Raw genomic sequence first — 16,731 nt, 5'->3', positions numbered from 1 at the left:
TTTAATAAAAGTAGCTGTTCCCGTAGATGGGTATTGAATTTCAAATGAGTTTCTTAATAAAAACCAATGAAACTGAGCGGAGCAAGCCCACTTTTTTATGTTGTAGGCGCACCGGGCATCAAGGGTGCAGCAGCTTGCGCTCTTGCATGCCCTGGTCGATGCAGCGCTGGTAGGCGCGCACGGTGTCGGTGTAGCCCAGCTCCAGTGCTTCGGCGATGAAGGCGTGGCCGATGGACACTTCCAGCAGCCCGGGCACGGCGGCAACAAAGGCCGAGAGGTTGTCGCGGTTCAGGTCGTGGCCGGCGTTGATGCCCAAGCCAGCGGCCAGGGCCGCCTGGGCGGCGGCGGTGTAGCGCTGCAGTTGTGCGGTCTGCTCGGGCGTGCCCCAGGCGGCGGCGTAGGGCTCGGTGTAGAGCTCGATGCGGTCGGCACCAACCGCTTTGGCGGCGGCCATCTGTTCGGGCAGGGGGTCCATGAAGAGGCTGACGCGCACGCCCAGGCTGCGGCATTCGGCAATCAGGGGGCGCAGGCGCTGGGCATCCTGCGGGAAGCTCCAGCCGTGGTCGCTGGTGAACTGGTCTTCGCTGTCGGGCACGAAGGTGGCCTGCTGCGGGCGCACCTGGCGGATGAAGTCCATCAGGTTCTGGGTGGGGTTGCCTTCGATGTTGAACTCGGCTTCGGGCCAGGATTGCAGCAGTTCGGCCAGCTCGTACACGTCGCTGCTGCGGATGTGGCGGCCATCGGGGCGGGGGTGTACCGTGATGCCCTGGGCACCGGCTTCTAGGCATTGAAAGGCCGCGCGGGCCACCGAGGGGATGCCCAGGTGGCGGGTGTTGCGCACCAGGGCGACTTTGTTCACGTTCACCGACAAGGCGGTGCGGATGGCGGGCGTAGAGGGATGGGTGGGGGCGGCAGGTGGGGTCATAAGGCTTGTAAATCCATCATCAACTGGCGTGTGCGCAGCATAGGACTTCCGCAATGAAATTGCAGCATGGTGCGCAATTGCGGCTTGAGGGCCGGGGCCAGGTGGGCGCAGGCTTGCAGGATGGGGGCAAAGCTGTGCGGCTCTTGGCGCAGGGCGGTTTCCAGGGTGTTCCATTGCTGGCCGGTCAGCACGGCCCGTTCCCCCGGTTCGGCCGGGCGCAGGCCCACTTCGGGGGCCAGGGCGTAGGGGGCCTGGGGTGCCAGGGGCTGCAGGGTTTGGGTTTGCGCGTGCAGGCTGGGCAGCAGGCCCAGTTCGCGCAGCAAGATCAGTTCAAAGGCGCGCAGGGCCGGCTCTTGCACCACATCGTGCTGGGTGGCCAGCAGTTTGATGAGGGCGGCGTACACGTCAAAGACATAGGCGTAGGGGTCGTCGCGGGCCAGCAGGCGCAGCAGCAATTCGTTGATGTACAGGCCCGAGAGCAGGCGCGCGCCCATGGGCATGATGTGGCCACCGGCCCATTCCGCGCCGCGCAGGGTGTGGATGTCGGCGCTGCTGCTGCCCGCCAGGGTGTAGGACAGGCGCAGCGGCTGCAGGCCCAGCAGCACGGGGCGAAAGTTGGAGGTGTGTTTTTTTGCGCCCTTGGCCACCAAGGCCACGCGGCCGCGGTGGCGGGTGAAGACTTCGAGGATCAGGCTCGATTCGCTCCAGTCGTAGCGGTGCAGGATGAAGGCGGGCTCATCGCTGACCCGCTGGGCGCTGGCCATGGTGGCAGGGGCTTATTCGTAGCCGAAGGATTTGACGCGGGCGGCATCGTCGGCCCAGCCGGAGCGCACTTTGACCCACACCTCTAAGAAGACTTTGGCGTTCAGCAGCTTTTCCAGCTCTTGGCGCGCTTCGGTGCTGATCATTTTCAGGCGCTCGCCGCCAGCGCCAATGACCATGGCTTTGTGCCCGTCGCGCTCGACGACGATGGTGGCAGCAATGCGCATGAAGCGGCCAAACTTGGGGCTGGGCTCTTCGTCGAACTTGTCGATGACGACGGTGGAGGTGTAGGGCAGCTCATCGCCGGTGAAGCGAAAGAGCTTTTCGCGCACGGTTTCGGAGGCGAGGAATTTTTCGCTGCGGTCGGTCAGCTCGTCGGCCCCGTAGAACCAGGGCTGCTGCGGCAGGTAGGGGGCGCAGATGCCCAGCAGGCGCTGGATGTCGTCGCGCTTTTTGGCCGACATGGGCACAAATTCGGTAAACGGGTGGCGCTCTTGCATGTCGCGCAGCCAGGGGGCGATGTCGCCCCGGCGGTGGACGCGGTCGAGTTTGTTGGCAATCAGCAGCGTGGGGATGCCGGGCTTGAACAGCGAGAGCACCTTGGCATCGCCCAGGGTGAAGCTGCCGGCCTCGACCACGAACAGGATCAAGTCCACATCGCCAATGGCGCCCATGACGGTTTTGTTCAGCGATTTGTTCAGCGCGGTGCTGTGCTTGGTTTGAAAACCGGGGGTATCGACAAAGACAAACTGCGTCTCTTCCCGCGTGCGGATGCCGGTGATGCGGTGGCGCGTGGTTTGCGCCTTGCGGCTGGTAATCGAGATTTTTTGCCCCACCAGCGCGTTCATCAGCGTGGATTTGCCCACGTTGGGTTTGCCGACGATGGCGATCAGGCCGCAGCGCTGCTCTTCGGGGGCATAGATGCGGGCGGGGGCTTGGGGGTCGCTTTCGCCGTCGCCTTGGCTTGCCTCGGTTTCTGCCACGGCAGCGTCGGGCAGGCGGGCTGCGCCGCCGGATTTGGCGGCCAGGAGCATGGCGTTGAGTTCAGCCATGCTTTGGCCGGCCGGGGTGATGGCTGGAAACTCTTTTAAATCAGGAGCTGTTTGCGCTGATGCTGTCTTGTTTTTTGGTTGTTTTTTCTCTAAACCCTTGGATTGATCAGCGGGAGTAGCTTGTTTTTTTGAATTCATGAGGGATGCTTTTCCTGCAAGAGTTTTAACATGGCCGCAGCGGCCGCTTGTTCGCCGGTGCGGCGGCTGTGGCCCTGGCCCTTGGCGCCTAAGCGCAGGGCCGGGATCATGCAGGCCACGGTGAAGGTTTGTTTGTGCGCCGCGCCGCTGATTTTTTCTACATCGTATTGCGGCAGCGCCATGCGCCGGCCTTGCAGCCATTCTTGCAAGGCGGTTTTGGGGTCTTTGCCAACGGCCTGCATTTGCGGGGTGATGTCCACCTTGGCAAACAGTTGGTGTACGACCTGCTCGGCCACGGGAAAACCGGCCTCCAGGTACACCGCGCCCAAAATCGCCTCAACCGCATCGGCCAAGATGGAGGGACGGCGCTTGCCGCCAGAGCGCGCTTCGCCCTCGCCCAGGCGCAGCAGCTCGGGCAGGCCCAGGCCCAGGGCCAGTTGGTAGAGGCTGCCTTCTTTCACCAGGTTGGCACGGGCGCGCGAGAGGTCGCCCTCGGGCGAGTCGGCCAGCTTGTGGTACAGCCAGCTGGAGATGGCCAAGCCCAGCACCGAATCGCCCAAAAACTCCAGGCGCTCGTTGTGGTCGCTGCTGAAGCTGCGGTGCGTCAGCGCCCGCTGCAGCAGGCGGGTGTCTTGAAAGCGGTAGCCCAGGCGCTGCTGGAGTGCGGCTAAATCATCGTGCATGCGTTACTTTGTGCTGCCGTTGAAGCGGTACACCAGATACGCTGGGCCGGCCAGGCCGATTTCGCGCTCGTATTCATAGTGGACGGTAAAACGGTCACCGTTTTTGCTCACTTCCAAGTCTTTGCCGTTGATGCTGCGGATGTCGTCAATGCTGGCCGAGCGGTCAAAGGCGGCGCGCAGCTCGGTGACGCTGGTGGCTTCGTCGGCGGCTTTTTGGGCCGCTTTTTGCACGGCCATGTATTCGGTAAAGATGGGCACCGACTGGCCGCCAATGGCAAAGGCGGCGACCAAGATAAAACCGATCAAGACGACCGAAACAAAAGACAGGCCGCGCTGGCGGCGAAGGCTGTGCTGCATAGGGTTTCCTTTCAAAATGGACGGCTTGGTCGCTAGTGGAAGCTGCCAATGCGCTTGAGGTTACCGAAATTCATCCAAACGAAAAAGGCCCGGCCCACCAGGTTCTCGTCCGGCACAAACCCCCAGTAGCGCGAATCCAGGGAGTTGTCGCGGTTGTCGCCCATCACAAAATACTGCCCCGGCGGCACGGTGCAGGTCACGCCCTCGACGCTGTAGGTGCATTGGTCGCGCCCGGCAAAGTCGCTGGCCCCTTGGATGTAGCCCGCAATGCCGGGGGTGTTGAGCAGGCGGTGCGGCTGGGGCCCCAGGCGTTCTTCGAACTGCTGGAAATAGCGCATGGCGTCGGTATCGAAAAAGTCGGGCAGGGCCTCGGTGGGGACCTCTTGGCCATTGATGCGCAGGCGCTTGTTCAAATACTCCACCTTGTCGCCGGGCAGGCCGACCACGCGCTTGATGTAGTCCAGGCTGGGCTGGGGCGGGTAGCGAAAGACGATGACATCGCCGCGTGCGACTGCCTGGCCTTCGGTGATTTTTTTGTTGATCACCGGCAGGCGCACGCCGTAGGTGAATTTGTTCACCAAAATCAAGTCGCCCACCAAGAGGGTGGGGATCATGGAGCCCGAGGGAATTTTGAACGGCTCAAACAAAAACGAGCGCAGCACAAACACCACGAACAGCACCGGGAACAGCCCCGCTGTCCAGTCCAGCCACCAGGGCTGGCGCAGGAGGTGCTCTTTGCTTGCATCCACATTCACATCGTGCTGGGCAATGCCTTGGCGCTGCAATTGCGCAGTACGGGCCTGCGCTTGCTGCTCTAGTTTTTGTGCTGCGCGTTGGCGCTGGGGCAGAAACAGGAGCTTCTCGGCCACCCAGTACACCCCCGTGACAAAAGTGGCCAGCAGCATCACCAGGGCAAAGTTGCCCTCGATCGCCCCGGTGTACCACGCGCCGATGTAGCCGACAAAAGCGGCCAACACCACGGCGGTCAGGGCCGGCATGGCCGACATGAGCTTGGTCATGGGCTTACTCCTCCACTTGCAAGATGGCCAGGAAGGCCTCTTGCGGCACTTCGACCGAGCCGATTTGCTTCATGCGCTTTTTGCCGGCTTTTTGCTTTTCCAGCAGCTTGCGCTTGCGCGACACGTCGCCGCCGTAGCACTTGGCCAGCACGTTTTTGCGCAGCGCTTTGACGGTTTCGCGGGCGATGACGTTGGCACCGATGGCCGCCTGGATGGCCACGTCAAACATCTGGCGGCTGATGATTTCGCGCATCTTGGCCACCACGGCGCGGCCACGGTAGGTGGCCTGGCTGCGGTGCACGATGATGGACAGGGCATCGACTTTCTCGCCGTTGAGCAAGATATCGACCTTCACCACGTCGGAGGTGCGGTACTCCAAAAACTCGTAATCCATCGAGGCATAGCCGCGCGAGACGGATTTGAGCTTGTCGAAAAAGTCCAGCACGATCTCGCCCAGCGGCAGCTCATAGATCAGCACCACTTGGCGGCCGTGGTATTGCATGTTCACCTGGATGCCGCGCTTTTGGTTGCACAGCGTCATGACCGGGCCGACATAATCTTGCGGCATCATCAGGCTGACCTTGACGATGGGCTCTTGCACCTCTTGCAGGCGGCCCTGGTCGGGCATTTTGGCCGGGTTTTCCACGTCGATGATTTCGCCATCGCCCTTGACCACCTTGTAAACCACGCTGGGGGCGGTGGTGATGAGGTCTTGGTCAAACTCGCGCTCCAGGCGCTCTTGCACGATTTCCATGTGCAGCAGGCCCAAAAAGCCGCAGCGAAAGCCAAAGCCCAGCGCTTGCGAGACTTCGGGCTCGAAGTGCAGCGAAGCATCGTTGAGCTGCAGTTTTTCCAGCGCATCGCGCAGCTGGTCGTACTCGCTGGCTTCGGTGGGGTACAGGCCGGCGAACACCTGGGGCTTGACTTCTTTAAAGCCGGGCAGGGGTTTTGCGGCCGGGCCCATGTTGTTGGGCAGCTTTTTCTCTAGCGTGATGGTGTCGCCCACCTTGGCGGCTTTCAATTCTTTGATGCCGCAGATCACGTAACCCACTTCGCCCGCCTTGAGCACCTCGCGCGGCTGGTTGGCCGGGGTGAACACGCCCAGCTGGTTTACCTCGTAGGCGGCGTTGGTGGCCATCATTTTGATGCGCTCGCCTTTTTTGATCTGGCCATCGACCATGCGCACCAGCATCACCACGCCCACATAGCTGTCAAACCAGCTGTCGATGATCATGGCCCGTGGCGGCCCATCGGCATCGCCCACCGGGGGCGGCACTTTGGCGACGATGGCTTCCAAAATGTCGTCAATGCCCATGCCGGTTTTGGCCGAGCAGGGGATGGCATCGCTGGCATCAATGCCGATCACGTCCTCGATCTCCGCCTTGGCGTTGTCCGGGTCGGCCTGGGGCAGGTCCATCTTGTTGAGCACGGCGGTCACTTCCACCCCCAAATCCAGGGCGGTGTAGCAGTTGGCCACGGTTTGCGCCTCGACGCCCTGGCTGGCATCGACCACCAGCAAAGCGCCTTCGCAGGCCGACAGCGAGCGGCTGACTTCGTAAGAAAAGTCCACGTGGCCGGGGGTGTCGATCAGGTTCAGGTTATAGACCTGACCATCTTTGGCGTGGTATTGCAAGGAGGCCGTTTGCGCCTTGATGGTGATACCGCGCTCTTTCTCGATGTCCATCGAGTCGAGCACACGGGCCTCCATCTCGCGTGCGGCCAGGCCTTCGCAGCGCTTGATCAGTTGGTCCGCCAGGGACGATTTGCCGTGGTCAATGTGCGCAATGATGGAGAAATTACGGATGTGTTTCATCAACAATAAAAAGCTAGGCCTGGATAAAAAAAAGTGCGCCCGCAGCGCACCTTGCTTGTCAATCCGGGCTGGGAGGTGGAAGACCGCTGGGCCAGCGGCCGCACAGTCAGGGGCAGGCATGGGCGGGTAAGCCTGCAAAAAAACAGCGCATTTTACCCAAGCCCACCCCTTTGCTGGTGCTGCTTTATTTTTGCGGGCGAATCAGCAGGTACTGTGCCCATTCATCGCGGCGCACCAGGACGTTGACCGGCTTGCTTTGGTCGGCCTTGGCCAAGGCGGCTTCAAAGTCTTTCACGCTGGCCACCTCGGTGTTGGCAATGGCCAGCACCACATCGCCGGGGCGCATACCGGCCCGCGCGGCCGGGCCGCTGGCTTCGGCCACTTGCACCCCGCCGCGCACGCCCAAGGCTTTTTTCTGCGCTGCCGTCAGGTCGGTGACGCGCAGGCCCAAAGTTTTGGCGTTGGCCGTGGCACCGCTGGCCTCAGGGGCTTGGGCGACTTGGCTTTCATCGGCCGGAACATCGGCCACGGTGATGGCCAGCTGCTGCTGCTTGCCCCGGCGGAAAATGGTCAGGCTGACCTTGCTGCCCGGCTTGGTGTTGCCCACCAGGCGCGGCAGGTCGGAGACTTTGTCGATCTTGGTGCCGTTGAACTGCACGATCACATCGCCCGCTTGTAAACCGGCTTTGGCCGCGGGCGAGTCGGGTTCGACCGCCGACACCAAGGCCCCGGTGGCGCTGCCCAGGCCGATGGATTCGGCCACCTCTTTATCAACCGGGCCAATTTGTACGCCAATGCGCCCGCGCGAGACTTTGCCGGTGGCGCGCAGTTGGTCGCTGACACGAATGGCTTCATCCATGGGGATGGCAAAGCTGATGCCCATAAAGCCGCCCGAGCGCGAATAGATTTGGCTGTTGATGCCGACCACTTCGCCGCGCATATTGATCAGCGGCCCGCCCGAGTTGCCGGGGTTGATGGCCACGTCGGTTTGGATAAAGGGCAGGTAATCGCCCGTGTCGCGCTGCTTGGCGCTGACGATGCCGGCGGTGACGGTGTTCTCCAGCCCAAAGGGCGAGCCAATGGCCATGACCCATTCACCCACTTTCAGGCGATTGACATCGCCAATTTTGATGGCGGGCAGGCCCTTGGCATCGATTTTGACCACGGCCACGTCGGTGCGTTTGTCGGCCCCGACGATTTTGGCCTTGAATTCGCGCTTGTCGGCCAGGGTGACCATGACCTCGCTGGCACCCTCGACCACGTGGGCGTTGGTCATGATGTAGCCATCGCTGCTCAGGATAAAGCCCGAGCCGACGCCGCTGGGCTGGCTCTCACCGTCATCGCCGCCCTCATTGCCCTGGGGGCCGGGGCGTTGCTGGGGCGGCATATTCGGCACGGGCAGGCCAAAGCGGCGGAAGAATTCGAGCATGTCCGGGTCCATGCCCGGAAAGCCCTGGAACTCCACCCCTTGGCGGGTGACTTTTTCCATGGTGCGGATATTCACCACCGAGGGGCCGACGGCATCGACCAGGGGGCTGAAATCGGGCAGGCCTTGCACCAACAGCGGATTGGCCGCCGGGGCCTGGGCCTGGGCGGCCGCCAGCGGAGGCGAGAAATGTTCCCAACCTGCTACGCCAGCGGCTCCACCCAGAAAAGCAACGGACAGCAAGGCGGCGTGCAGGGGTTTGAATCGGGGCATGGGGGGTATCCTTTCTTTGGGCATTTTTTCATCAGCAAGAGGCTTGTTCAGAAGCTGCTGAGCGCTGGTTTGTTCCCCAGCGGGCGAAATTCTTCCGCGTAGCGCAGGGGGGTGGAACGGGGTTGAAATGGGGTTGATCTTAGAACGTGTTCATGATCTCGAATGAAGGTGTGGGGGATGCGGTTCGGGATGGGTTGCGAGGCGCAAACCACAGCAATAGCTTGGCTATTGCGAGGATTTGCAACGACGCAGACCGCCCGAAGCCGCGCCCGCACACCCATGAGGAGATCGTGAACACGTTCTTAGGGGCAAGCGGGTAGCCCCCGCAGCGCCGCGCGGGCGTTGGCGGTGGTGGCCTGTGCCAAGGCGGCCAGCGGCAGGCCGCGCAAGTCGGCCAGCACCTGGGCAATGCGCGGCAGTTCGGCGCTGGTGTTGCGCCCTTGGGGCTGGCCAGCGGCACGCTCGGCGGCGGTGCGGTAGAGCCACTGCGGGGGCATGTCGGGGGCATCGGTCTCCAGCACCAGGCTGTCCAGCGGCAGGCGCTGGGCCAGATCGCGCAGCTTGAGCGCCCGGGCATGGGTCATGGCCCCACCCAAGCCTAGTTTAAAGTTAAGAGCTGTAAACGCTTGGGCTTGCTGCAAACTTCCATTAAAAGCATGTGCAATGCCGCTAATAACAGGCATGGCCCGCAATACTTTCAAGAGCGCATCGCTGCTTTGGCGCACATGCACGATCACCGGCAGCGCCAGCTCCCGCGCCAAATGCACCTGCTGCGCATAAAACCATTCCTGCCGGGCGCGGGCCGCAGGCGTGGTCAGCGCGGGGACGAAAAAATCCAGCCCAATCTCGCCCACCGCCACCAGCTGCGGGTCACCCTGCCACTGTTCCAGCTGGGCCCGCAGCGCGGCGATGTCGCCCTCCTGCGCCTGCGGGGTAAACAGCGGGTGAATGCCCAGCGCGTAGCTGTCCCCCGTGGCGTGCGCCAGATCGCGTACCGCCTGCCAGTTGCTGCGCTCTACCGCCACCAGCACGCAATGCGCTACCCCGGCAGCCCGCGCTGCGGCCCGCACGGCCAGGCGGTCGGCGGCGAACGCGGGCGCGTCCAGGTGGCAGTGGGTGTCGATCCAGGAAAGGGGCATGGCGCTCTTCAATCCTCCAGCGCTGCCAGCCGCGCCAGCACCGCTGCCACCTCCTGCTGCACCTGGGCCACGCCAAAGGCGCGGGCGTATTCCAGCGCACTGTGCCCGTTCACGTACAGGCGCAGCACCGGCAGGGTGAACACGCCGTATTGGGCGCAGGCGGCAGGGGTGGCCTGGCAGTCCACGTAGAGCAGAGGCAGCTGTGGGAAATGTTCTGCGGCCATGGCGGCCAAGCGCGGCGCAATGGCTTGGCACACCCCGCAGTGCGTACCGCCCCACAGCACCAGCGCTGTGGGCGCTGACGGCAGCCGGGTTTGCAAGTCGGCGCAATCGGTGATGGGCTGCCAAAGGGTGGTGCCGGGGCGCGTGCCCATGCTCATTGCAGCTGCCCTTGCACCAGGCGCAGTTGCCGGTCGCAGCGTGCGGCCAGGGTTTCGTCGTGGGTGACCAGTACAAAGGCCGTGCCGCGTGCGCGGGCCAGTTCCAGCATCAGGGCAAAAACGTTGTCGGCCGTGCTGCGGTCGAGGTTGCCGGTGGGTTCATCGGCCAGCACGCAGGCCGGTTGCGTGACCAGGGCGCGGGCAATCGCCACGCGTTGGCGCTCGCCACCCGAGAGCTGGGCCGGTTTGTGCGCCGTGCGCTGGCCCAGGCCGACGGCGGCCAAGATGGCATCGGCCTGGCTGAGTGCCTGCGCCCGCTCCATGCGGCGGATCAAGAGCGGCATGGCGACGTTTTCCTGGGCGGTAAATTCAGGCAGCAGGTGGTGGAACTGGTACACAAAGCCCAGGTGCTGGTTGCGCCACTGGCCTTGTTCGCGCGGGTTCATGCTGTGCAGATTGCGCCCCAGTTGCACCACTTGGCCGGCACTGGGCGCGTCCAAGCCGCCCAGCAGGTGCAGCAGCGTGCTTTTGCCCGAGCCGCTGGCACCGATGATGGCCAGCGTCTCGCCCGCATGCACCTGGATGTCCACACCCTGCAGCACCTGCACTTGCACCGCGCCGTCGTCAAAGCGTTTGGACAGGCCCTGGGCGGCCAAAACGACGGTGTTTGCTTTGTTATTCATAGCGCAAGGCCTCCGCAGGGTTCACGCGGCTGGCGCGCCAGCTGGGGTAGAGGGTGGCGACAAAGGCCAGCAGCAGGGCGATGAGCGCAATCGGCACGATGTCGCTGGCCAGCGGCTCGCTGGGCATGCGGCTGATGAGGTAAATGTCTTTGGGCAAAAAGCTCGCGCCCAGCGCTTGCTCGATGGCCGGAACGATCACGTCAATATTGCACGCCACCAGCAGCCCCAGCGCCAACCCGCCCAGCGTGCCCAGCACGCCCACCATCGCCCCTTGCACGACAAAAATGCCCATGATGGAGGCGGGCGATGCGCCCAGGGTGCGCAGGATGGCGATGTCCGAGCGCTTGTCCTGCACCGTCATCACCAGGGTGGACACCAGGTTGAACGCGGCCACCGCCACGATCAGCGTGAGGATGATGAACATCATGCGTTTTTCCACCTGCACGGCGGCAAACCAGGTTTTGTTTTGCTGCGTCCAGTCGCGCAGGTACAAAAATTCTTGCAACTGGCTGGCCAGCTCTTTGGCTACGCGCGGGGCTTGGTGCAAATCTTGTAGCTTTAAACGCACGCCTGTTGGGCCTTCAAGGCGAAAAACCTTTTGCGCATCTTGGTAGTGCAGCATGGCCAAATTGGCGTCGTACTCGTAATGGCCCGAGTCAAACACCCCGGCCACCTGCATCTGCTTCATGCGCGGCACCACCCCGGCCGGGGTGACCTGGCCGCTGGGGGCGATCAGGGTGACGGTATCGCCCGCCGCCACGCCCAGGTTTTTCGCCAGCTCCACGCCCAGCACGATGGCAAAGCTGCCCGGCTGCAAGGCTTGCAGCACCTCGGTGTTGGTGGCGGCCAAGTCGGTCACCTCGCCCTCGTGCGCGGGGTCAATGCCGCGCACCAGCACGCCCTGCATGTCCTCGCCGCGTGCCAGCAGGGCCTGGGCAGCCACAAAGGGGGCCGCGCCCACCACTTCAGGATGCTGCTTGGCCTGCGCCATGGCCCCGGCCACGTCCTGCATGGGCTGGCCATTGGGGGCAAAAATTTCGATGTGCGAAACCACGCTGAGCATGCGGTCGCGCACCTCTTTTTGGAAACCGTTCATCACGCTTAAAACGATGATCAGCGCCGCCACCCCCAGCGCAATGCCCAGCATCGACGCGCCCGAGATGAACGAGATAAAGCCATTGCGCCGCATGGCCCGCCCCGCCCGCGTGTAGCGCCAGCCCAAGGCAATTTCAAAAGGTATTTGCATAGCGGGTGGATTGTGGCACCAGTCGCCCCACAGGCTTGGCAAACCGTGCGGGCAGCCCTGCGCCAGTTTGGCGACAATCACCCCCCATGCCTGCTGCCAACCTGCCCTTGCCTTTTGCCCTGCCTGCGCCCCTTGATGGGCCCAACCGCGCCCCTGCTGCCGCCGTGCCCCACCTGATCCTGCCCTATGCGGCGGCCGAAAACGCCCCGGCCGTGGCCACGCCGCAGCTCGATGCGCTGCTGGCTTTATTGCAGGAGACCGAGCGCGACGGGCAGGAGTACGATTTTCCCATTCCCCCGCACGAACGCGCCGTGGCGCAAGCCTGGGGTTTGAACGCGGCCGCCCCCGCTTGGGCTGCGGTGGGCGCGCCAGCACGGCTGCCCCATGCCTGGCTCACGCCCTGCCACCTGCACGCCGGGGCCGACCAGGTGCGGCTGGACGACCCGGCGCAGCTGCAGTTCACCCTGGCCGAGGCGCAGGCGCTGTGCGCCATCCTGGCCCCCTGGTGGGCCGAGGACGGGCTGCAATTGCAAGTGCTCTCGCCCCTGCTGTGGCGCGTCAGCGGCGCACCGCTGGCCGGTTTAAGCACCGCATCGCTTGACCGGGTGCTGCTGCGCGATGCCAGCCGCTGGCTGCCGCAGACCCAGCCCTTTCAGCGCCTGCACAGCGAGGCGCAAATGCTGCTGTACAGCCATCCCTTCAACGACGCGCGCGAGGCGCGGGGGCTGCCGCCCGTCAATGGCTTTTGGCTGCACGGGGCCGGGGCGCTGGCGCAGGGGCCCACCCCCATCCCCACACCCATCCTCTTGGTCGATGGCTTGCGCCAAGCCGCCTTGCGCCAAGACTGGGCCGCCTGGCAGCAGGCCTGGCAGCAGGCCGAGGCCGGGCCGATTGCCCAGCTGCTGGCCCATGTGCGCGCCGGTGGCCAGGCCACGCTGACGCTGTGCGGCGAAGCCCAAGCGCTGCACTTTAAAAGAGCGCGTTCCGCTTTGATGCAGCGCTTTCAGAGCCTTTTTAAGCAAAAAACATTTAATTCTCTGCGCAACCAGCTATGAAAATCATTGAACGGGAAATTTCCCAGGCCCAGGTCGATGCGCTGGTGCAAAACGGCGTTGCGCCGCTGCTGGCGCGCTTATTTGCGGCGCGGGGCGTGCAATCGCCACAGGAGCTGGACACTGGCCTGCAGCACCTGCTGCCGCCCAGTGGCCTCAAGGGCATTGAGGCCGCCGCCCAACTGCTGGCCCAAGCCATTGCCGCGCAGCAACGCATTTGCATCGTGGCCGATTACGACTGCGACGGTGCCACCGCCTGCGCTGTGGCCGTGCGCGGTCTGCGCATGCTGGGGGCGCAGCACGTCAGCTACGAAGTGCCCGACCGGGTGCAGGACGGCTACGGCCTCTCGCCCGCCATCGCCCGGCGCGTGGCCGCCCAGGGCTACGGCCTGCTGGTCACCGTGGATAACGGCATTGGCAGCATCGCCGGGGTGCGCGAGGCGCAGCGCCTGGGTCTGCAGGTGCTGGTGACCGACCACCACCTGCCCGGTGCCGAGCTGCCCACGCCCGAGGCCATGGTCAATCCCAACCAGCCCGGCTGCAGCTTTGCCAGCAAAAGCCTGGCCGGGGTGGGCGTGATGTTTTATGTGCTGCTGCAACTGCGGGCGCTGCTGCGCGAACGCGGGGCCTACGCCGCCGCGCCCCAGCCCAAGCTCGATACCCTGCTGCCCCTGGTGGCCCTGGGGACGGTGGCCGACGTGGTGCGGCTGGACACGAACAACCGCCGCCTGGTCGATCAGGGGCTGCTGCGCATTCGCAAAGGCCACATGCCCGCCGGCATGCGGGCGCTGTACCAGGCGGCGGGCAAAACCTGGCAGCAAGCCAGCACGCAGGATTTTGGCTTTGCCCTGGGGCCGCGCATCAATGCGGCAGGGCGCTTGGCGGACATGACCATCGGCATCGAATGCCTGCTGACCGACGATTTTGGCCAGGCGCTGGAACTGGCCCAGGCGCTGGACCGCATCAACCGCCAGCGCCAGCACCTGGAGGGTGACATGCGCCAGCAAGCCTTTGCCCTGGCCGAGGGGCTGTGCCAGGACAGCGGCAGCGCCCCGGCGGCCATCAGCGTGTTCGACCCCGAATTTCACGAAGGCGTTGTCGGCATCGTCGCCTCGCGCATCAAAGACCGGCTGCACCGCCCCACCTTTGTGTTTGCCGCCAGCCAGGCCGAGGGCAAGACGCATGAGCTCAAGGGCTCGGGCCGCTCCATCCCCGGTTTTCATTTGCGCGATGCGCTGGATTTGCTCGCCAAACGCCACCCCGATGTGTTGCTGCGCTTTGGCGGCCACGCCATGGCCGCTGGTTGCACCATCCGCATGGAACATTTTGAGCGCTTTAGCAGCGCCTTTGCCCAGGTGGCGCAGGAGCTGCTCAGTGCCGACGTGCTCACCCGTTGCCTGCACACCGATGGCGCACTGCCGGCCGAGTTTCGCCACTCGGCCGTGGTCGAACAGCTCAATTTGCAAGTTTGGGGCCAGGGCTTTGAGCCGCCCACGTTCAGCGAGGACATGGAAATCGTCTCGCAGCGCCTGGTGGGCGAAAAACACCTGAAGCTGCAACTGCGCCACCAGGGCGAGGTGGTCGATGGCATCTGGTTTGGCCGCACCGAGCCGCTGGACGCTTGGGAGCACCTGGCCTTTCGCCTGGATATCAATGAGTGGAAGGGCGAACGCAAGGTGCAGTTTCTGGTCGAGGGGGCGCTGCAAAGCTAAGAACGTGAACACGTTCTAACAGGCTGGCCCATAAAAAAACCGCCTGCTAGGGCAGCAGGCGGTGGGGCGGGGTACGGGGGTGTTGTGCAGCCATTTACAGCCCGCCGGTGCGTTTGACTTTGGGCTCTTCGTAGGTGAGGGGCTGGGTGCGCACCTGCAGCATATTGCGCTCTTGCTGGTCGGTTTTTTGCGCTTGCTCGGCCGCCTCCACCGCCATGGCGCTGGCCCGCCACATGGACTGGATGAATTCGATGAGCTGCTTGGACAAAGGCTCTTTGTTTTGCTCTTCTTGAATTTCCTTGAGCGATTTTTTTGTTTCCAACTCTTCGGGCTTGGCCGTCCAGTCTAGGTCTTGGGCGCTGGCATCGGTGGGCTTTTCTGGGGTTTTGATGCTGACGGTCACCCCTTCGCCCAGTTTGTCGGTCGATTCCACGGCATTGACCGCGTGGGGGGGGCGCACGGCGGCAGGCCCCGAGGCACCGGTGGAATACAAATTGGCACCTTGCGGGTTGGCCCATTCGATGGGTTGGCGGTCTAGTGGTGAAATTTGCATGGTGTGCCTCTCGTGAAAAAATCAAACTACATCAAACATTTGGATGAAAATAATGGTGCCTCGTACGCCTTATCGGCAGGCTTCAGCCAAAGTTTAGCTTGGTTGCAATTTTTTACACCCCCCGGCCTGTGTCGCCTGTAGGGGATATCGGCCACGGCGGCGCAAAGTTCAGAGAAAACGCTCGATGCGTTTGAACGAGGGGCGGTCCAGCTGGCTTAAATCGGGGATGCGAAACTGCACGCCTTCGCGGCTGGTGATGAGCAGGTGCTGGGCACTGAGGTGGCGGATGTCTTCCTCGCCCTTGAGCACCAAGGTGGCCGGGCCCCGATCGGTGCGGACCTGCCAGTGGCTGGGGGTGGAGATGGAGTCGACGGCGTCGATGCGCTCAATCACCGGGATAAATTCGCGCTCGGCCAAGCTGGCTTCCAGCACTTGGCGGGTGGCGGGCGGCAGCTCGTTCAGGTGGGCCACCCAGAGCACTTCTTTGCCATCGGGGCCGACCAAGGAGATGCCTTCTTGGGGGGCCTGGATGGGAAAGGCCCGCACGGGCACCAGGCCACGGTGCTCGGTGCCATCGGGGGCCCGCCAGCACAGTTGGCCGTGGGGGTTGTGGTAGAGGGTGATGGACATAGGCTTGGTTAAATAAAGAGCTGTTTGCACTTGATCTACAAGGTTTTTATAAAGATAAAGCCTTTAATTGATTGATATACAAGCGCGTGCAGCTTCTGTTTTATTGATCTTGGGCCAGCACCAGGCCGGCGGCATGGGCATCTTCTTCGGCGCGGCGGGCCTGGGCTTGGTACAGCCGCCAGTACGCGCCCTGGGCGGCCATGAGTTCGTCGTGCGGGCCGACTTCGACGATTTCGCCCCGGTCCATCACCACCAGCCGGTCGGCCTTGCGCAGGGTGGAGAGGCGGTGGGCAATGGCAATCGTGGTGCGCCCTTGCACCAGGTTGTCCAGGGCTTTTTGGATTTCTTTTTCGGTTTCGGTGTCCACGGCCGAGGTGGCCTCGTCCAGGATGAGCAGGCGCGGGTTGATGAGCAGGGCGCGGGCGATGCTGATGCGCTGGCGCTCGCCGCCCGAGAGGCCCTGGCCGCGCTCGCCTACCACCGAGTCGTAGCCGTGCGGCAGGCGCAGGATGAAGTCGTGCGCGTGCGCGGCGCGGGCGGCGGCGATGATTTCCTGGCGCGTGGCCTCGGGCTTGCCGTAGGCGATGTTCTCGGCCACGGTGCCAAAAAACAAAAACGGCTCTTGCAGCACCAGGCCGATGTTGCGCCGGTAGTCGGCCACGGCCAGGCGGCGCACGTCGATGCCGTCGAGCTGGATGCTGCCTTCGGTCACGTCGTAAAAGCGGTTGATGAGGTTTACCAACGTGGATTTGCCCGAGCCGCTGTGGCCGACCAGGCCGATCATTTCGCCCGGGCGGATGTGCAGGTTGAGCTGGCGGATGACTTGGCGGCTGCCGTAGCGAAAGCCCACGTCCTGCAGCGTGATGGCCCCTTGCACGGGCTGGGGCA

Annotated in this window: 17 protein-coding genes; 2 read left to right on the top strand and 15 right to left on the bottom strand. The window is 63.6% G+C overall.

What is annotated here, in order from left to right; translation table 11 throughout:
* Positions 1-118: 118 nt before the first annotated feature.
* From J1777_RS09785 to J1777_RS09730, 12 genes are all read right to left on the bottom strand, one after another.
* The gene (locus J1777_RS09785) at positions 119-925 is read right to left on the bottom strand and encodes a pyridoxine 5'-phosphate synthase (RefSeq protein ID WP_207575549.1); all 807 of its coding nucleotides are present in this window, start codon (positions 923-925) and stop codon (positions 119-121) included.
* The gene (gene recO, locus J1777_RS09780; protein WP_207575548.1) at positions 922-1,689 is read right to left on the bottom strand and encodes a DNA repair protein RecO; all 768 of its coding nucleotides are present in this window, start codon (positions 1,687-1,689) and stop codon (positions 922-924) included. The genes J1777_RS09785 and recO overlap by 4 nt, the downstream gene beginning before the upstream one ends.
* Before the next feature lie 12 nt (positions 1,690-1,701).
* Positions 1,702-2,739 (bottom strand): GTPase Era, encoded by a 1,038-nt coding sequence (gene era / locus J1777_RS09775; protein WP_207575559.1) that lies wholly within the window; start codon positions 2,737-2,739, stop codon positions 1,702-1,704.
* 134 nt (positions 2,740-2,873) lie between these two features.
* Positions 2,874-3,560 carry a ribonuclease III gene (gene rnc / locus J1777_RS09770; RefSeq protein ID WP_207575547.1) on the bottom strand — a complete coding sequence of 229 codons (687 nt, stop codon included), beginning with the start codon at positions 3,558-3,560 and terminating at the stop codon, positions 2,874-2,876.
* A gap of 3 nt (positions 3,561-3,563) precedes the next feature.
* Positions 3,564-3,917 carry a DUF4845 domain-containing protein gene (locus J1777_RS09765; protein WP_207575546.1) on the bottom strand — a complete coding sequence of 118 codons (354 nt, stop codon included), beginning with the start codon at positions 3,915-3,917 and terminating at the stop codon, positions 3,564-3,566.
* 32 nt (positions 3,918-3,949) lie between these two features.
* On the bottom strand, positions 3,950-4,924 hold the full coding sequence (gene lepB / locus J1777_RS09760) for a signal peptidase I (RefSeq protein ID WP_207575558.1): 975 nt from the start codon (positions 4,922-4,924) through the stop codon (positions 3,950-3,952).
* A 16-nt stretch (positions 4,925-4,940) separates the two neighbouring features.
* Complete coding sequence (lepA, locus tag J1777_RS09755) at positions 4,941-6,749, bottom strand: translation elongation factor 4 (protein WP_207575545.1); 1,809 nt, start codon at positions 6,747-6,749, stop codon at positions 4,941-4,943.
* A 184-nt stretch (positions 6,750-6,933) separates the two neighbouring features.
* Positions 6,934-8,448: a DegQ family serine endoprotease gene (locus J1777_RS09750; RefSeq protein WP_207575544.1), complete on the bottom strand. Its 1,515-nt coding sequence runs from the start codon at positions 8,446-8,448 to the stop codon at positions 6,934-6,936.
* A 302-nt stretch (positions 8,449-8,750) separates the two neighbouring features.
* The gene (locus J1777_RS09745) at positions 8,751-9,587 is read right to left on the bottom strand and encodes a TatD family hydrolase (protein WP_207575543.1); all 837 of its coding nucleotides are present in this window, start codon (positions 9,585-9,587) and stop codon (positions 8,751-8,753) included.
* 8 nt (positions 9,588-9,595) lie between these two features.
* Positions 9,596-9,967 (bottom strand): thioredoxin family protein, encoded by a 372-nt coding sequence (locus J1777_RS09740; protein WP_207575542.1) that lies wholly within the window; start codon positions 9,965-9,967, stop codon positions 9,596-9,598.
* The gene (lolD, locus tag J1777_RS09735) at positions 9,964-10,650 is read right to left on the bottom strand and encodes a lipoprotein-releasing ABC transporter ATP-binding protein LolD (protein ID WP_207575541.1); all 687 of its coding nucleotides are present in this window, start codon (positions 10,648-10,650) and stop codon (positions 9,964-9,966) included. The genes J1777_RS09740 and lolD overlap by 4 nt, the downstream gene beginning before the upstream one ends.
* Positions 10,643-11,896, bottom strand: coding sequence for a lipoprotein-releasing ABC transporter permease subunit (locus J1777_RS09730; RefSeq protein WP_207575540.1), 1,254 nt, complete (start codon positions 11,894-11,896; stop codon positions 10,643-10,645). Before J1777_RS09730 ends, lolD begins: the two co-directional genes overlap by 8 nt.
* An 86-nt stretch (positions 11,897-11,982) precedes the next feature.
* Between J1777_RS09730 and J1777_RS09725 the strand changes: the two genes are divergently transcribed.
* Positions 11,983-12,951, top strand: coding sequence for a phosphoglycerate mutase (locus tag J1777_RS09725; protein WP_242700485.1), 969 nt, complete (start codon positions 11,983-11,985; stop codon positions 12,949-12,951).
* A complete protein-coding gene (gene recJ / locus J1777_RS09720; RefSeq protein ID WP_207575539.1) occupies positions 12,948-14,660 on the top strand; it encodes a single-stranded-DNA-specific exonuclease RecJ in 1,713 nt (570 codons plus the stop codon). The genes J1777_RS09725 and recJ overlap by 4 nt, the downstream gene beginning before the upstream one ends.
* 94 nt (positions 14,661-14,754) lie before the next feature.
* Here recJ and J1777_RS09715 read toward each other — a convergent pair whose 3' ends face one another.
* The 3 genes from J1777_RS09715 to J1777_RS09705 form a co-directional block, all read right to left on the bottom strand.
* Entirely contained in the window at positions 14,755-15,213 is a 459-nt protein-coding gene (locus J1777_RS09715) for a hypothetical protein (RefSeq protein ID WP_207575538.1), read from the bottom strand.
* A 168-nt stretch (positions 15,214-15,381) separates the two neighbouring features.
* A complete protein-coding gene (locus J1777_RS09710; RefSeq protein WP_207575537.1) occupies positions 15,382-15,843 on the bottom strand; it encodes a cyanophycin metabolism-associated DUF1854 family protein in 462 nt (153 codons plus the stop codon).
* 100 nt (positions 15,844-15,943) lie between these two features.
* Positions 15,944-16,731: ABC transporter ATP-binding protein (locus tag J1777_RS09705; RefSeq protein ID WP_207575536.1), on the bottom strand; the 788-nt coding region annotated here is incomplete at its 5' end.

This window comes from Comamonas denitrificans (genome assembly GCF_017368815.1).
Taxonomy (GTDB): Bacteria; Pseudomonadota; Gammaproteobacteria; order Burkholderiales; family Burkholderiaceae_C; genus Comamonas; species Comamonas denitrificans.
Note: the sequence above shows the minus strand (reverse complement) of the source record. Positions and strands in the feature narration are given on the sequence as shown.

Excerpts from the sequence above, each read along its gene's own strand:
- J1777_RS09785 (WP_207575549.1), bottom strand. The coding sequence starts at position 925 with ATGACCCCACCTGCCGCCCCCACCCATCCCTCTACGCCCGCCATCCGC.
- recO (WP_207575548.1), bottom strand. The coding sequence starts at position 1,689 with ATGGCCAGCGCCCAGCGGGTCAGCGATGAGCCCGCCTTCATCCTGCAC.
- era (WP_207575559.1), bottom strand. The coding sequence starts at position 2,739 with ATGGCTGAACTCAACGCCATGCTCCTGGCCGCCAAATCCGGCGGCGCA.
- rnc (WP_207575547.1), bottom strand. The coding sequence starts at position 3,560 with ATGCACGATGATTTAGCCGCACTCCAGCAGCGCCTGGGCTACCGCTTT.
- J1777_RS09765 (WP_207575546.1), bottom strand. The coding sequence starts at position 3,917 with ATGCAGCACAGCCTTCGCCGCCAGCGCGGCCTGTCTTTTGTTTCGGTC.
- lepB (WP_207575558.1), bottom strand. The coding sequence starts at position 4,924 with ATGTCGGCCATGCCGGCCCTGACCGCCGTGGTGTTGGCCGCTTTTGTC.
- lepA (WP_207575545.1), bottom strand. The coding sequence starts at position 6,749 with ATGAAACACATCCGTAATTTCTCCATCATTGCGCACATTGACCACGGC.
- J1777_RS09750 (WP_207575544.1), bottom strand. The coding sequence starts at position 8,448 with ATGCCCCGATTCAAACCCCTGCACGCCGCCTTGCTGTCCGTTGCTTTT.
- J1777_RS09745 (WP_207575543.1), bottom strand. The coding sequence starts at position 9,587 with ATGCCCCTTTCCTGGATCGACACCCACTGCCACCTGGACGCGCCCGCG.
- J1777_RS09740 (WP_207575542.1), bottom strand. The coding sequence starts at position 9,967 with ATGAGCATGGGCACGCGCCCCGGCACCACCCTTTGGCAGCCCATCACC.
- lolD (WP_207575541.1), bottom strand. The coding sequence starts at position 10,650 with ATGAATAACAAAGCAAACACCGTCGTTTTGGCCGCCCAGGGCCTGTCC.
- J1777_RS09730 (WP_207575540.1), bottom strand. The coding sequence starts at position 11,896 with ATGCAAATACCTTTTGAAATTGCCTTGGGCTGGCGCTACACGCGGGCG.
- J1777_RS09725 (WP_242700485.1), top strand. The coding sequence starts at position 11,983 with ATGCCTGCTGCCAACCTGCCCTTGCCTTTTGCCCTGCCTGCGCCCCTT.
- recJ (WP_207575539.1), top strand. The coding sequence starts at position 12,948 with ATGAAAATCATTGAACGGGAAATTTCCCAGGCCCAGGTCGATGCGCTG.
- J1777_RS09715 (WP_207575538.1), bottom strand. The coding sequence starts at position 15,213 with ATGCAAATTTCACCACTAGACCGCCAACCCATCGAATGGGCCAACCCG.
- J1777_RS09710 (WP_207575537.1), bottom strand. The coding sequence starts at position 15,843 with ATGTCCATCACCCTCTACCACAACCCCCACGGCCAACTGTGCTGGCGG.